This window comes from Microbacterium sp. NC79, from assembly GCF_019061125.1.
Classification (GTDB): Bacteria; Actinomycetota; Actinomycetes; order Actinomycetales; family Microbacteriaceae; genus Microbacterium.
In genome coordinates, this window is sequence record NZ_JAHQYI010000001.1 from 428227 (window position 1) to 444051 (window position 15825).

8 protein-coding genes are annotated in these 15825 nt (G+C 64.4%); all 8 read left to right on the forward strand.

Annotated features, from left to right (window positions below; all coding sequences use genetic code 11):
• The first annotated feature begins 31 nt into the window (after nt 1-31).
• The 8 genes from KTJ77_RS01900 (at nt 32) to KTJ77_RS01935 (ending at nt 15687) form a co-directional block, all read left to right on the forward strand.
• Complete coding sequence (locus KTJ77_RS01900; RefSeq protein ID WP_217336827.1) at nt 32-697, forward strand: spermidine/putrescine ABC transporter substrate-binding protein; 666 nt, start codon at nt 32-34, stop codon at nt 695-697.
• A gap of 130 nt (nt 698-827) precedes the next feature.
• Nucleotides 828-1937, forward strand: coding sequence for a serine/threonine-protein kinase (locus KTJ77_RS01905; RefSeq protein ID WP_367948799.1), 1110 nt, complete (start codon nt 828-830; stop codon nt 1935-1937).
• A gap of 1 nt (nt 1938) precedes the next feature.
• A complete protein-coding gene (locus KTJ77_RS01910; protein ID WP_217336829.1) occupies nt 1939-8322 on the forward strand; it encodes an Ig-like domain-containing protein in 6384 nt (2127 codons plus the stop codon).
• A 39-nt stretch (nt 8323-8361) separates the two neighbouring features.
• Nucleotides 8362-9327: a MoxR family ATPase gene (locus tag KTJ77_RS01915; RefSeq protein ID WP_217336830.1), complete on the forward strand. Its 966-nt coding sequence runs from the start codon at nt 8362-8364 to the stop codon at nt 9325-9327.
• Nucleotides 9324-10679, forward strand: coding sequence for a DUF58 domain-containing protein (locus KTJ77_RS01920; protein ID WP_217336831.1), 1356 nt, complete (start codon nt 9324-9326; stop codon nt 10677-10679). Before KTJ77_RS01915 ends, KTJ77_RS01920 begins: the two co-directional genes overlap by 4 nt.
• Nucleotides 10676-13120: a transglutaminase domain-containing protein gene (locus KTJ77_RS13660; RefSeq protein WP_217336832.1), complete on the forward strand. Its 2445-nt coding sequence runs from the start codon at nt 10676-10678 to the stop codon at nt 13118-13120. The genes KTJ77_RS01920 and KTJ77_RS13660 overlap by 4 nt, the downstream gene beginning before the upstream one ends.
• Nucleotides 13117-14778, forward strand: a complete 1662-nt coding sequence (locus KTJ77_RS01930; protein ID WP_217336833.1) for a DUF5684 domain-containing protein — start codon at nt 13117-13119, stop codon at nt 14776-14778. The genes KTJ77_RS13660 and KTJ77_RS01930 overlap by 4 nt, the downstream gene beginning before the upstream one ends.
• Nucleotides 14779-15687 (forward strand): hypothetical protein, encoded by a 909-nt coding sequence (locus KTJ77_RS01935; RefSeq protein ID WP_217336834.1) that lies wholly within the window; start codon nt 14779-14781, stop codon nt 15685-15687. It begins immediately after the preceding gene.
• Nucleotides 15688-15825 lie beyond the last annotated feature (138 nt).

Genomic DNA, 15825 nt, shown 5'->3' on the forward strand with positions numbered 1-15825 from the left:
GAATGCGGCTGATGGGGCTTACGGTGTGAACGTGGAGCGATCGCTCGAGACTCAGGTGAGTCAGGCCGTTGATGCCTGGCTGGCGTGGCTGCCCCGCTGGCAGCCCGCGACTCATCGCGGCCGCGTGGCCCCCTGTCGTCGCTGCTTTGGCTCACCCATCCTCGCCGCCGCTGGGTTAGGCGCTGACGTTCCGCACGCCGTGCAACACGGCCTCTCGACGCGCATCAAGACGATCGTTGACCGCGCCGTGTCTGCCTACACCGAACGCAATCTGCCCATGCTGCAGGCAGAACTCGACCACCAGGCTGCCCGTAACCGCGCCCGCCGCTACCGGCCGAGCGACGACCTTGACCCGGAGTTTGACGGTCTGCCGCTTGACCCGGAGCCGGAACCCGGTGCTCCCTTCCTCTTCACGATTGCCGGTCTCGCCGACGAAGCCGATCAGGAGGTTCCGGCTCTTCCCGCGCTTTCTGCGGAGGCGAAGCAAGCGCTGCGCCAAGAGGTGGGTCTTGCCGATGACTACGCCAATATGATCGGTCGGGAGATTTGCAGACTGCTCTATCCGCACCGCCTGCGGTTACGTACCGCGATCGCAGAATATGTGGAGCCCCAGATCGAAGCGATGCTCGCAGAGCTGTCGCTGACGCTTGATGCACCGTTTGATCCGGGCGACGGAACCTCGCCGCTGACGCCGTAAAACTGCGAACTGTCAGTACTTTCCCGTCTTCGCGCGCGCCTGCAGGCTGTTACGATTGCTGTCGTTCTTGTGTTTTTGCAGGCGCAAAGAACAACGCTGACCGGAGGGGAGACTGTTGGCCAAGCGAGTCGTGTCTGCTCCACCGGTTCTGGCGGGGCTGACTTTTGTGCGTCCGCTGGGATCGGGCGGTTTTGCCGACGTCTTTTTGTACGAGCAGGCGATGCCGCGGCGCGAGGTCGCCGTGAAGGTGTTGCCAAGCAACGTTGCCGACGCTGAGCTCGTGCGCATGTTTAACGCGGAAGCCGACGTTTTGGCTCGGCTGTCAGCGCACCCGTCGATTGTCACCGTGTACCAGGCCGGGATCTCCGCCGATGGCCGTGCCTACATCGTGATGGAGAACTGCCCAGGCGCGCTCTCGCCGCGCTACCGCACCGAGAAGATTCCGGTTGCCGAGGCCATCTCCATCGGGGTGAAGATGGCGTCAGCGATCGAGACCGCCCACCGTGCCGGTCTCGTGCACCGCGACATCAAACCAGGCAATATTCTCACCACGGCATTCGGTGCTCCGGTGCTCGCCGACTTCGGTATCTCCTCTTCCCTCGCGCGGTCAACGCCCGACGGCATGATGGCGATGAGTGTGCCGTGGACGGCACCAGAGGTGATCGCCGAGCAGACCAGCGGTGACATTCTTTCTGAAGTGTGGAGCCTCGGCGCCACCGTGTATTCCCTCCTCGCCGGGCACAGCCCGTTTGAGAAGACGGAGCCGGGCCAGAACACCCGCGAACAGTTGCGCAAGCGCATTCTCAAGGCGTCGTATGTGCCGATCACGCGCGCCGATGTTCCGCCCGCGCTGCAACAGGTGCTCGAGGGGGCGATGCGCCGAAATCCGCGCGACCGCTTCCAGACCGCGCTCGCGTTTGCCGAAGCACTGCGCGAAGTTGAGCATTCGATGGGGCTCTCCCCGACACCGCTCGAAGTCGCAGACGACGTGTGGGCGGCACCTCCCGTCGACTTCGCCAACGACAGCCCGCGCGATCACGTGCGCGTGCAGGTTGCGACCCCCGTCACCCGCAAGGTGCGTCAGAGCACCGGCATGCGCGGGCATCAACGTTCAGAAGACAGCGAGTTTGTGCCTCTGCGCAATAAGGGCTCGCGCGCAGCGGTGTGGATCGCGGTGGGTGCTGTGGCGCTCATGGCAGCCGGAATCACCGCAGGCATTGTGATTGCGGGCATGTTCTAATATGAAGCGCAGTACAGCAATCGGCTCGATCTCGGCGATCGCCGCTGTCGGCCTCATTGCCGGCATCAGCGTGGTCTGGCCAGGACTCGACGCTCAGGATGCCCCGCCCGCCGAGACCGCCGTGTGGGCGTTGCAGACCGGCGACGGACACCGCTACGCCCGCGTGAACACCGCGGTGGGCGAACTCGATACTGTGCGCCGCGTCACCAACCCCTCCTCGATCGCGCAAACCACCGGTTCCGCCTTCGTCTTCGCAGACGGCAAAGTCGCGCGCATCAACGAGGCCCTGCCCGCAAACCTCGATGACGAAGCGCTGGCCGAAGCCGGCGTCATGCCTGCGGGAACACAGGACGCCATGACGTCAGGCGCCTGGGTCGCGTACCGCACTGATGCGGGGGAGGTCCTCGCTGGCGTCCTCTCCACCGGCCTCGTCGAAGAAGTGTCGCCGTACGTCGGACAAGAAGAGCCGACTCCGGAACCATCAGAAAGTTCTGACAGCGACGACGAAGAAGAAAAAGACTCGGGCCCGGAGTACAAGGCCGACGCGATTGCGTTGAATGAAGACGGCCTCGTGTTCTCCTACTCGCGCGTCGACGGCGCCGTGCTGACGTTTGATTCACGCGAGCGTGAAGTGCTTTCGATCGACCCGGTTGAGGATGCGGGCGATGCCCCGTTGCTGACCGCGGTTGGTTCGGACTGGTTCTTGTATAACCCGGAGACCGACGAGGTCTTCCGATCGGGCAGTGACACGCTCACCGTGGAAACACTCGGCGACGCCGTGCTGTCGCGCTCGATGACGTCAGGCGACACCGCGTACATCGCCGATCAGGGCGGCCTCATTAGCCTGCCTGTTGCCGAGGGCGACGCAGAGCGCCTCGTCGGCGGCGCCGACCGTGATCTCGGTGTGCCTGCCCGCCCCCTGGCCCGCGATGGCGTGGTGTACGCCGCCTGGTTAGGACTTGACTCCGGAACCCTGTGGCGCTCGGGCGAGGGCGAAACTTCCCTCGATTACAACGGCGTCACGCTTGATGAGCAGCGTCGCCCGGCTTTTCTCACCAGTGCCGATGCGATGATCCTCAACGAAACCCGCAAGGGCTGGGTGTGGACGATGCCGGATGGAGCGCTCGTTCCTTCCAGTCAGGACTGGTCGCTGGGTGCCGATGACGCCGATAACACTGTGCCGAGCGACGAACAGGCGACGGTTGTCGTCGACCCGAAGCCGCCCGTTGCTGTCAACGATGCGTTTGGTATTCGCGCGTCGACGCTGACGGCGTTGCCCGTCATCCTCAACGACCACGACCCGAACGAAGACGTGCTCAGCGTTGATCCGTCGAGCATCGTGCAGCCCGACCCGGCTTTCGGGACCGTCGCCCTGACCGATGACGGCGGCCGCCTCGTGGTCAAGACCACGGCAGAAGCTTCTGGCAGTGCGACGTTCAGCTACCGCCTCACCGACGGAACCTCGACCGAGGGCCTGTACTCCAACGTCGCGACCGTCACCCTGACGATCATGGCAGATGAGGCGAACGCTGCGCCGGAATTCTGTGGCGTTGACCGTTGCTTGGCATCGTGGCCGGAACCTGAAGTCTCGCCGGGAGGCACCGTCGCTACGGCAGTGCTGAACGGCTGGGTGGACCCCGATGGCGACCCATTGCTGTTGCTGGCCGTCAACAACCCCTCCGGCATTGGTTCCGCCGCCATCACCCCCACGGGTGAGGTGGTTTACCAGCACCACGATTCGTCGTCGTCAGAGACGACTGATGTAGACCTCGAGGTCATCGTCTCGGATACCCGCGGCGCCACCTCCGCCAAGATTCTGACCGTGCGCGTGGCCCCCGCGCCGAAGCTGCTCGCCGAGTCGTTCACGACGCTCGACGCGTTCGGCAATGACATTTCCATTGACGTTGCCCGCCATGTCACAGGCACGGTCGGCAGGCTCGCGCTCACCGACGTTCGGGTGATGGATAGCGAGAAGGCGACGGTCAGCGCCTCGACGACCGGAACCGGGTTCGACTTCACCGCCCAGGAGCCTGGTACCTACCGGGTGTCGTACACCGTCACCGACGGCCAGTCGACGGCGAGCGCGACGGCACGCATCACGATGCTGGCCGCCGATGCTCCCGCGCAGTTGGCTACCGCCCCTGTCGTGGCCTTCGTACGTCCGCAGGAAGACACCACCGTCAACGTTTTTGACGCGGTCTCCAACCCCACTCGCCGGGTGCTGCTGTTGAACGATGTCGTCGGCGTCGCCGCCACCGGCGCGCGATTGCAGGTAGACACGGTCGCGCAGCAGTATTTGCGAGTCAGCGGAACCACGGCAACGGGCGAAAGCGGAATGCTCGGCAAGGTGACGTACGCCGTTGGCGACGGAACCGAAGACGTCGGCGCGAACATTCAGGGTGAAGCCACCGTCTTCCTGTTGCCGCCAGCGCAGGATGTTGCCCCGATCGCCGTTGATGACGCGGTCGTGGTGCGCGCAGGATCCCAAATCGACATTCCGGTTTTGCTCAACGATGTTGCCGCAGCCGGTGCCGGTATTTCGCTTGACCCGGGCAGTGCAGTCTCCTCGACAGACAAAGCCCTCGCCTTCGCGTCGTCATCGCAAATTCGTTATCTGGCACCGAAGGAGCCGGGCACCTACGGCATCGAATACACGGTGTACACCACCGGTTCGCCTTCGCTTGCCGACACCGCGACTGTGACCGTGACCGTGCTGAGCGAAGACCTGAACCGCGCACCGCGCCCGAAGATGCTTGAGGGCCGTGTGCTCGCGGGCTCAGCCGTCACGATTCCGTTCGACGCGTTTGGTGTCGACCCGGACGGTGACAACGTCGCGCTGGAGAAGATCGTGACGCAGCCGTCGGCCGGCACCGCGTCGATTTCCGCTGACGGTGCCGGAATCACGTACACGAGCGCGCTCGGTAAGCCTGGCCAGTACTCGTTCACCTACAGCGTGGTGGATGCCGCTGGCGAGTCAAGCACGGGGATTGCCCGCGTCGGCGTGCTCAACGACCGTGCGAACCCGAGTCCCATCACATACACCGATTACGTGCAGGTGCAGGCGGGCGAATCGTCGAAGGCGTTCGTCACCCCGCTCGGCAACGACTTTGACCCGACCGGCGGTGTCATGACCGTCACCAGCGTGGTTCCCAACCTCGCTGAGCAGCTCGATGACGGCTCGCCCAACCCGGAGTACGAGCGCTGGAACTCGCAAATTGTCTCGCAGAAAGACAACGTCCTGGAGATTGCGGCCGGCGCTAACCCCGGCACCATGTCGTTCATCTACAGCGTCGAAAGCGCGTCAGGCAACACCGGCCGCGGACTCATCGTCATCAAGGTGGTGCGCGAGCAGGTGCCCTCGTACCCGGTCGTCGCTGACACCGTGCTGACCACGGAAACGCGCGACAAATTCGTCGGCGGCGTCGATGTGCTCACCGGTCGCGTGAACTGGGGTGGTGGCGACATCGCTGGCCTCACGGTTGACCTGTGGGGTAAGCCTTCAGGCGTCAGCATCAGCGGACGTGAGATCCGGGGTGAACTGCCCGAGAAATCGCGCATCATTCCGTTTGAAGTGACCGGAACCACGAGCGATGGCACCGCGGTGACCACCTACGCGTTCCTGCGCGTGCCTGGCAAGAAGGACACTCCGCTGTCACTGCGCGCCAGCGCCGTCGCACAGGTCGTGGAAGAGAAAGCGACCGTGTCATTCAACATGGTCGACCTCGTCGGTGTGCCGCGCGACGCGAAGCTGGAGGTCGACACTGCGGTGGCATCCAGTGGTGCTCGCGCCGAAGGTTCCTGCACGCTGACAGGCGGAACCACGGTGCAGTACTCGGCTGGAAAGGGCGCGCCGTTTACGGACTCATGCACGGTTCCGGTTCGCCTGAAGGGTGATGACGACTGGACGTTCCTGTCGGTTCCGATCATCGTCACGCCGCTCGCCCCGGTGCCTGAGCTGCGCCCAGGTGCGATGACCGTGAGCCCGGGCGAGACGGCCACGTTTGATCTCACCTCGATGACGGTGTGGCAGGGCGAGAACGACAACGCCAACACGGTCTGGGCGGTAGACGGAACCTCAGCTGACTTCCGGATCACGCAGTCAGGTGCGTCGGTGACCGTGACCGCGGCAGATACCTCTGTTCCTGGCCGCGAGTCGGCCGTCCTTGTGCTCATTACGAGTCACGAGTCGGTTGCGCCCGCACGTCTCGTGCTCCGTGTCGGCCCCGCACCTGAGACAGCGCCGCGCGGTGGCACGACCTCGATTCAGTGCTCGCAGGCCGAGGGCAACTCGTGCACGGTGCCCGTTGTGGGCGCTCCTGGCGAGATCAACCCGCTGCCTGGCACCCCGCTCGTGTTGCAGAGCGTGACCTCGACCGCATCGTGCGCGGGTGTCACGTTCAGCGTCGCGTCGGCGACGTCGGTGACGGCGTCCTGGACGGGGGATGCTCCCGGGGCCACGTGCCGCACGAGCTTCACGCTGAAGGATGCGCAGGGTCGCCTGACGACGGGCGAGCGCAATGGTTCCGTCACCCTTGATCTGCAGGGATACCCGCTGGCCCCCGCGGCGATCAAGCAGGCAGGGTACGACGACGGCATCGTGCAGTTGCGCGTTGACCCCGGTGCTGCCCGCTCCGCGTATCCCGCCGTTACCGGCTTCACCGTGACGCGGAACGGTGCGGTTGTGGCCACGTGTGCCGCAGACGGCACGTGCCCGCCGATTGCGGCACCAAACGGTGAATCGCGTATCTACGAAGCGGTGTCAGTGAACGCCGTCGGAACCTCGAAGACCTCGGTGTCAACGACCGCGTGGGCGTATGACCCGCCGGCAAAGCCGGAGACGTTCACGGCGACGGCAATTCCGACGCAGGGCCAGGGCCACATGGTGCGCCTGGAGTTTACCGGCGTTGATCCAGAGACCGGCCGCATCGAGGTGTCCAGCCCGAAGGGTGACAAGGTGTCGATCCCGGTTTCCGGTGGCGGCGTGGTTTCGCTCGCGAGCTACCGAGTCGGCACCAACGAGGCGGCACAGATTACCGCGAAGCCATTCTCACGCTTCCCGATTCCTGCTGGTCTCGAGGGTTCCACCTCGGGTGCAGAAATCTCAACGAACGGTAACGGCATCGGCTCCCCGTTGAACCCGGTGATTTCCGCGACGAGTACCGCAACAGCGAACGACACCGCGACGATTGACGTCGAGGTAGGCGCGCAGCCTAACGGCTCGCCTTCCACGATTTGGTACGGCGTTTCCTGGACGAACCAGCAGTGCACTCCGTCGCAGCAGGGCAAGCGGTTCAGCATCCCTGGTCTTCAGGGTGGTGCCGAGTACACCGTCACGATGTGTGCCGAGGCGCGCGTTGGCGAGGAGGTCTTTGGCTCATCGACGGCATCGACGACGCTCGTGACCAAACAGTCAACGGCGCCGCCGGTCGGCTACGAGTTTGTTGTTGACCCGCGTGGCTCGATGCAGTCGGGCGAGCGCTCGGCGCTGTGGACGATCAAGGATGACCCGACATCATCCGCGACTGTTCCGAACCGCAACGAGGTCGTCATTTCAGGGCTGCCGAGCAGCATCGTTGGCGCTGACCCGAACATCACCGTGTTCTACCAGCACGAGTCCACCGGCGCGCGCACCGATACCGCGAAGGCGGTTCCGGCAGCCGGATCCGCCCCGTACCAGGTGCAGGCGAGCTGGGGCGTCACCGCATGTGTGGGTAACACCACGTTCGGGTTCGAAAGCAGTTCGACAGATAACAAGGCGACAACGTCGGTCACGAAGCTGACGTACTACAACGAGCGTGGCCGCAAGATCAACGATGTGCCGCCAAACAATGTCGTTCCGCCGCGCGCCGCCTCCGTCAAGGTGGAGCACACCACGACGTGGGATGGCGCGGGCTGGGGGCTCAACAGCATTTCCGGTACCTTCACCGAGGAGTGCGAGCCCGAGCCAGAACCAGAGCCGACGCCGGAGCCCACTCCGACCGTTGACCCGTCGGAGCCGCCTGTCGATCCCACCAACCCGCCTGTCGACCCGAGCGAACCGCCCGTTGACCCTACCGAACCGCCCGTTGACCCTACCGAACCGCCAGCCGAGTCGGGCGGGGCATCCCCGAGCGCCGAGCGGGCACAGCAGTCAGTGACGCGCGGCCAGGGTGCCGCGTCCACCGACGCACCCGAGTCAGCGGTGGTGCCAGACGCGGCGCCGACCGACAACGTGGTGCCACCGACAGTGGCCGATGAGCCGGTGACGGAACCAGAGCGCGTGATGGATGCACCGCTGGCAGATTCTGAGGCCCCCGCTCTCGGCGCAGCGGTGACCACCGGTTCCGGAGCACCTGGCGGCACCGGGCCACCGGACGAATCACCGCCCCAAGCGCCACGCCTCTAGCTCGGCCCTCGTTTCAGATCTCCATTAGCAAGGACACACATGACCATCTCGCAAGAGCAGGCCACCTGGTTCGCCCAGTCGTTCGCACAGCTCGGCGACAACGTCGAGCACGCGGTGCTCGGCAAGCGCCCCGTCATCGACCTCGTGCTTGTCGCGATGTTGAGTGAGGGTCACGTTCTTCTCGAGGACGTGCCAGGAACCGGTAAGACGTCGCTGGCGCGTGCGCTTGCGCAGTCGGTGCAGGGCAGTACGACCCGTATTCAGTTCACGCCTGACCTGTTGCCTGGCGACATCACGGGTATCACCGTGTACGACCAGAAGACGGGTGAGTTCGAATTTCACGCCGGCCCCATTTTTGCGAACATCGTGCTGGCCGACGAGATCAACCGCGCGAGCCCCAAGACCCAGGCGGCGCTGCTTGAGGTCATGGAAGAGGGCAACGTCACTGTTGACGGGATTTCGCGTGCCGTTGGTGTTCCGTTCCTGGTGATCGCGACGCAGAACCCGGTGGAGCAGGCCGGAACGTATCGCCTGCCCGAGGCCCAGCTTGACCGCTTCCTGATGAAGACGTCGCTTGGGTACCCGGACCACGCATCCACGCTGCGCATTCTGGGCGGCGGAGCGACGGCGATCAAGCAGATTTCTCCGGTCGTGACGCCGCAGACGTTGGTGTCGATGACGGATCTCGCGAAAGACGTCTATGTGGACGCTCTCGTGCTTGATTACGTTGCGCGCATTGTGGACGCGACCCGTTCGGCCGACCAGGTGCGCCTTGGCGTATCGATTCGTGGTGCGCTCGCCCTGACGCGCGCGACGCGTGCTCGTGCCGCGTCGCAGGGGCGCACCTACGCGACACCGGACGACGTCAAGGCGCTCGTTATTCCGACGCTCGCGCACCGCCTGATTCTTCAGGCGGAAGCGGAGTTTGACGGTGTGACGGCAGAAGCCGTGCTCGGTCAGGTGCTGCTGGAGGTGCCGCCGCCCACGCAGCGTGAAACCGCATGACCCTCAACGAACTCAGCGGGTCGCACTCACACTCCCGCACAGCCACGCACACTCGCACCAAGGTCCGCCAAACGCAGCGGAGCCCGATGGTGCGTTTCGTGCTGGGTATGACCCGGTTTGGCCAGCGGGTCAGCGCGGTCTACACGACCGCGCGCGATGAGATCAGCCGGTCGGTTACGACGGCAGGGTGGCTTGTGCTGGCCGTCGCCATTGGCGGCACGGTGCTTGGGTGGATCTTTGGCTGGGTGGAGTGGCTCGTCGCTGGCATCATCGCCGTGGTGTTGCTGCTGTTGAGCGTGCCCTTCCTGTTTGGTGCACGCGCGTACGATGTCGCGCTCGAGCTGGAACACGAGCGCGTTGTTGCCGGCGGCAGTGTGCCCGGACGACTCACCGTACGCAACAAGAGTTCGCGGATGGCGCTGCCGGGCAAGCTGGATCTGCCTGTGGGGGATGGCCTGCTTGAGCTTGAGGTTCCGATGCTGCGCGCCGAGCACCACACGGTGCATGAGGTCGATATTCCGACCCCGAAGCGGGGGATCATCACGGTCGGCCCGGCCACGGCAGTGCGCACCGACCCGATCGGCCTGCTGCGTCGTGAACACGAGTGGGAAGACCGGCACGAAGTGTACGTGCACACGCGCATTGTTTCGATGCCGTCGACGAGTGCCGGCTTGGTGCGTGATCTCGAGGGAAATCCAACAACGCGCCTCGTGGATGCCGACATGTCGTTCCACGCGATCCGCGAATACATGCCGGGTGATTCGCGTCGTCAGGTGCACTGGAAGTCGACAGCGAAGACCGGCAAGCTCATGGTGCGCCAGTTCGAAGAGTCACGTCGCTCCCGCATGGCCGTTGCCGTTTCCGTAGCCAAGAGTGACTACGCGACGGAAGAAGAGTACGAAATCGCGATTTCGCTTGCCGCATCACTCGGCGTGCAGGCACTCCGCGACGGTCGCGAGCTTGACGTCGTGGCCGGTGCAGAAATCCCCCGTGTGGTGCGTGGTCGGCTGCGCGCCATTCGCCAGCTGGGTGCGTTTACCCCTCGTGGCCTGCTCGACGAATTTTGTGCTGTCGACAGCCTCGACAACACGATGTCGCTAGAAGACGTGTGCGCGTTGCAGGCAGAATCCAACACCGGCCTGTCTGTCGCCTTCGTCATCTGTGGTTCCCAGACGGGGCTCGAACGCCTGCGTCGTGCGGCTCTCGCCTACGATGCGGCCACTGCCGTGATCGGTGTCGTGTGTGATGAAACCGCCCACCCGAGGGTGCGTCCGGTCAGCGGTCTCACGATCATGACCGTGGGCCTGCGCGAAGATATGCCGCAACTGCTCTCCCGGGGAATGAAGTCGTGACGAAGCAGAGCATGATTATCGGGTCCGCCTACGTCGCCGTGATGGTGGCGCTGGCAGGCGTTGCCGCCTGGCCGATCTACGCCAGCGCCTGGTATGTTCTCGCGATTGCCGTCAGCGCACTCGTGGGTGCAGGCATCGCCGTGCTGTCGATGCTCGTGAAGTGGAACGGCTGGCTCATCACCCTCATTCTGCTGTCGGCAAGCTTCGCCGTCGCTGTGACGCTGGGGGTTCCGGAATACTGGGTTGGCGGAACCATCGTGCCCGATGGTCTGCGCGAAGCCGCGCTGGGTTTCGTCACCGGTTTTAAGGATCTCGCCACCTCGCCCCTGCCTGTGGGCACGTATCGCAACCTGCTGGTTCCGGCGATTGCTGTCTTTACTGTGGGCACATTCGTTGCCGTCCGCTTCGCTTTTGTCAGCGGGCGTCGTGCGGGGTTCACGGTTGTCGCCGTCGGCGCGATGTTGGCATTTGGCCTATTGTTTGGCCGTACGTCGGTGTCGTCGCCGCTGTCACTCGGACCCCTCACGATCACGTCACCGGTAGAAACCGGCATTGGCATTCTCGGAGTGCTTGGTGGCATGTGGTGGCTCGCGTGGCGTGCTCGCGATGAGCGCCGTCAATCGATCGCGCGTGCGGCTGCCGCCACCGGTATTCGTGGTGCGCGGCAGAGTACCGGCGCCTATCTGCGCCGTGCCGGGCTCGCCGCCGCGATGGTCGTCGTCGCGGTTGGCGCCGGGGCGATTGTGACGCCGATCGTGACGAACACGAGCACGCGCGACGTGATTCGTTCGGCCGTGGGGCCTGAGATCGCCATCGCGCAGGCCCAGACGCCGCTGGCCGGATACCGCACGAACTTCACGAATGACAACGTCTCGTCTGTGCTGTTTAGCTACACGTCGACGGGCGCGGTACCCAGCCGCATTCGCCTGGCCACGTTGGGCGCATACGACGGAGAGTCGTATCGCGTCGATATCGGCCCAACGAATCTGTATGAGCGAGTGCCTTCCACGCTTGAGGGTGTCAGCGGAACCACGTCGACGGTTCGCTTTGAGATTGGTGCGTTGCGCGGCATTTGGTTGCCGACGTTTGGCACGCTGCAGAGCGTCGAGTTTCAGGGTGCTCAGGGCCCCGAGCTGGCGGATGGTTTCTACTACAACCAGACGGCTGGCACGGGTGTGGTCACGCGGGGTGTCGATGAGGGCAATTCGTATGTTGTGACCGCGGCTGAGCCGAAGACGATCGACCTGGTGGAGGCGACGTCGCCGGGGGCGAACCCGCGGGTAGCCCCTCCCGAAAGTCTCATTGCGTGGCTCGATGCTCGGGATGTGCCGTCGACAGGTGCGGGCTTGGCAGATGCGATTGAGACGCTGCGTGCGCGCGGATACCTGAGTCATGCGCTGCTGTTGCCGGAAGGGGACACAGCGGAGTGGATGGCGCTGTTGCCCGACTACGCCGGCTTCCAGTCCAGCCCCGCCGGGCACTCTTTGGCGCGTATCGATGAGATGTTTACCCAGCTGCTTGAGCACGAGTCGCAAGTGCAGGGCATCACCAACGCGTCGCTCGTTGCCGCAATTGGCGACGATGAGCAGTTCGCCGTGGCGAGCGCGCTGATCGCTGAGCAACTCGGATTCCCAGCGCGCGTCGTGGTGGGCGTACGCACGTCGAGCGATTCGCTGCCTTCGTGTGATGGCGAATGTCTGGCATCAGATCTTGCGGTGTGGACCGAAGTGCAGGATGCCTCAGGCATCTGGATTCCGATCGATGTGACACCGCAATATACGGAGCCGATCGACGTGGAGTCGCGCACGCAGCGTGATCCGGAAAACATCACGGATGTGCGTCCGGATGAGGTCACTGAAGTGGCACCGCCAGATCCTGACCAGCATGAATCTGATGACACCCCGCCGAATCAGGAAGACACCGTTGACACGACGGTGGTGACCTCGGTCATGCGCTGGGTGGGCGTTGGCGTTCTCGGCCTGCTTGTACTGCTCACGCCATTCCTCACGATTTTGTTCGCCAAGGTTGCTCGTCGCAAGGAGCGTGCGACGGCACCAGATGGTGCTGAACGCATGATCGGCGGCTGGGAAGAATACGTTGACGCCGCCGTCGATGCGGGTCTTGTCTCACCGACGACGCATACTCGTCAGGAGCTCGCCGAGGAGTACCAGACGCCTGCAGGTGTGCTGCTTGCCGCGCAGGCTGACCATGCGCAGTTCTCCAACGCCGTCATCAGTGAAAATGAATCCAATGAGTTCTGGGAGATCGTTGCGGCGGAACGCCGTGCGTTGACCCAGGATCTGGGATGGTGGCGTCGCGTGCGTGCGGCTCTATCGTTGAAGTCATTCGTACGTCAATTGGGCACACCCGTCCGATTGGCTCGGTCCCGGTCTGTTGAAAGGGGAAAGCGCACGACTCGTCGTGGGCGAAGCACCTCATGATCCCCAACGATTACGGAATGATCGTCATGATCTACGCGATCTGTCTCGTCGTACTCCTCATGGTGTATGTCTGGTCGAGTCTCGCGCTTTCCGCTGTTTTCCGTAAGGCAGGAGCGCCCGCAAACCACGCGTGGATTCCGGTGATGAACTGGTTCACGTTGGCCAAGATCGGTGGCCGGCCGGAGTCGCCCTGGCTCCTGTTCGTGCCCTTCTACGGCATTTACGTGTTGTATTTGTTCGTCGCTAGTGTGTCGAACCGCTTTGGTCGCTCGAACGGCTTCGGACTCTTCGGCACCATCCTTTTCCCGGTCTGGGCCTCCATCCTGGGGTGGGGTTCCGCGCGCTGGATGGGTGCAGTTGCTACGCCCAGCGCGCCGTCGGCCGCGTGGATGAACCCGCAGCAGGACGCAATGTCGGCGCACCCTGACCAGCTGAGCTGGCTGGATCAGAGTCGCTCGAGCGTCGCGGCTGTTCCGCCGCCGCCCGCAGCTGAACAGTCGCCTGCCGGTCAAAACACGTGGGATCCGTTCGCCCCGCTCGGCGGCTCGCTGCGTGCGGAGCAACCGGTGGCTCAGATTCCGGCTCCGCCCGCGCCGTCGGCGGCATCTGCGTCGAATGATGCTGTCGCCCCGTCGTTCGTTCCGCCAGCGGTGTCAGCGCAAGCGCCTGCGCCCGCCGCTCAGCCCGCCGCCCAGCCGGTTGCTCCGGTGATCCCGCCGGTTCCGCCCGTCATGCCGACGACCTTCGGAAACCCGGGTTCCACGCGGATGCACGAAGACTCGGAAGTGGTTGCCCAGGCCCGTCGCGCTCAGGCGATGACGCCGCCTCCGCTGCCGCCTCTGCCGGAAAGTTTCGACGTTCCCGCCCCGCCCATTGTGGTTCCGGCTGCGCCTGCGATCATTCCTGCTCCGCCCGTGCCGCTCAGTGGTTCCGTCCCCGTTGTCGAAGGCACGTCCTTCGAGGACTCGGAGTGGATGCAGAACAGCCTCAGTACCGGGATCGCGAATGTGGCGACGCCGGTGAGTGCCAGTGACAGTGTCAGCACGCAGGAGGTTGAAGACGACGTGTGGGCGCCGCGATTGCGTCGTACCGAGCTCGAGGGTGACGACGTCAGTGACCCCGCGGAGTCGGTGTGGTCGAATTCGGCGTCGGTCTCTGCCATCTCGGCGATTGAGTCGTCGGTGGAGGTCAGTGCGGTGGCTGCGGTGCCGGATGCCGGTACGCCGCGCGCCGCCCGCACCTCCGTTTCTGCGCACCACGCCAACGCCGGGGTGCCCTCGGATGAGGGGATTGACGATCAGACGATTGTCGCCGCGCGTCGACGTTCCACGTGGAACCTTCAGCTTCCTGTGGGTACGAGTGTGGCTCTGACCAGCGACTATGTGATTCTCGGACGCAAGCCCGATGATGAGCCGGAGTTTCCGTCTGCGCAGCTGATTTCGGTGGCAGACGGCACCCGCACGATTTCCAAAACCCACGCGGTGCTGGCGCTCGTCGATGGCGCCTGGACGATTACGGACCTCGGCTCGACCAACGGTGTCGTCTTGATCGACGAGTCTGGCGCCGAGCGGGAGCTTGCGCCGCACCAGCCGGCTGTGCTGACCACGCGCTTCCTGCTGGGTGATGCCGAACTGCGCATTGAGGCGGCTAGCGAGTAAATGTCGGATTCTGTCGGTCCTCGCCGTCGCTCGACGCATCTGTCGAGCGACGCTCTCGCCGCGGCGGAAGACCTGGAGTCGACGGTGATGTCCAGCCGTCGCGCTGCGGAACCAGCGGCTGCGGATGAGGACGACGTCGACGAGTCGACGGTGATCGGGTTGCGTCGTTCGGTGGCTGCGGATCCCGTTGCGGGCGATGACGATGAGGACGATGTCGACGAGTCGACGGTCATCGCGCAGCGCCGTGCCGTAGTTGCTGAGCCGGTTGCGGCTGACGACGACGGTGAGTTCGATGAGGCCACGGTGGTGACGCGACGGCGTTCTGCCGTTCGGCAGCCGCCCGTCGAGGCTCACCAAGCCACTGACCAGGACGATGACCTTGACGCCACGCAGATGGGTGGTCGCCGGGCAGCTCGCCTCGCCGCACAGCAAGAGGCGGCGGCCGAAGAGCTGGAACCGACCGATCCGGGGCAGCGTCGCGCGCAGGCTGCGCCCGTCGATGACGTGACCGCGGTCAGCAAACGCAAGACCGGGCTCGAGGCGACGATCAAGTCCCTTCGCAAGCCGAAGATCAATCCGCCCGCGAAGATCGAGACGCTGTCGCTGGCGAGTCGTCGCACGACGCAGATTCTTGACGACGGCGGTCAGCCCGTTTCACGTGAGGCGTTCACGCCGGAGGAGGCGATCCTCAAGGCGCCGTATAAGCCTCGGAAGCAGACCATCATCCCGGTGGTGCACCTGGACCGTCAGCTCGACACCCGCCCGCCGAAACCCTTCGCAGAAAGCATGACGGCGCTCGCGCGCCAGCGTGCTGCGGCTCGTCGACGCGTCACGCTCATGGCGATTGTGGGCGGTGGAACCATGGTGCTGTCTGTGGGCGGAATCATCGCTCTTTTGATGCTCGGTTAGACCGCCCTCAGAAAGGCTTTTTGCCACGGTGCGATGCAGATCGGGGTGCTAGGGTCTTTTTTGTTAGGTTCCGGTATCGCAGGGCGCTTTGGTGCCACCGTGGATCAGCTAGGGGGATCGGTGTCTTTTGTGAACCGT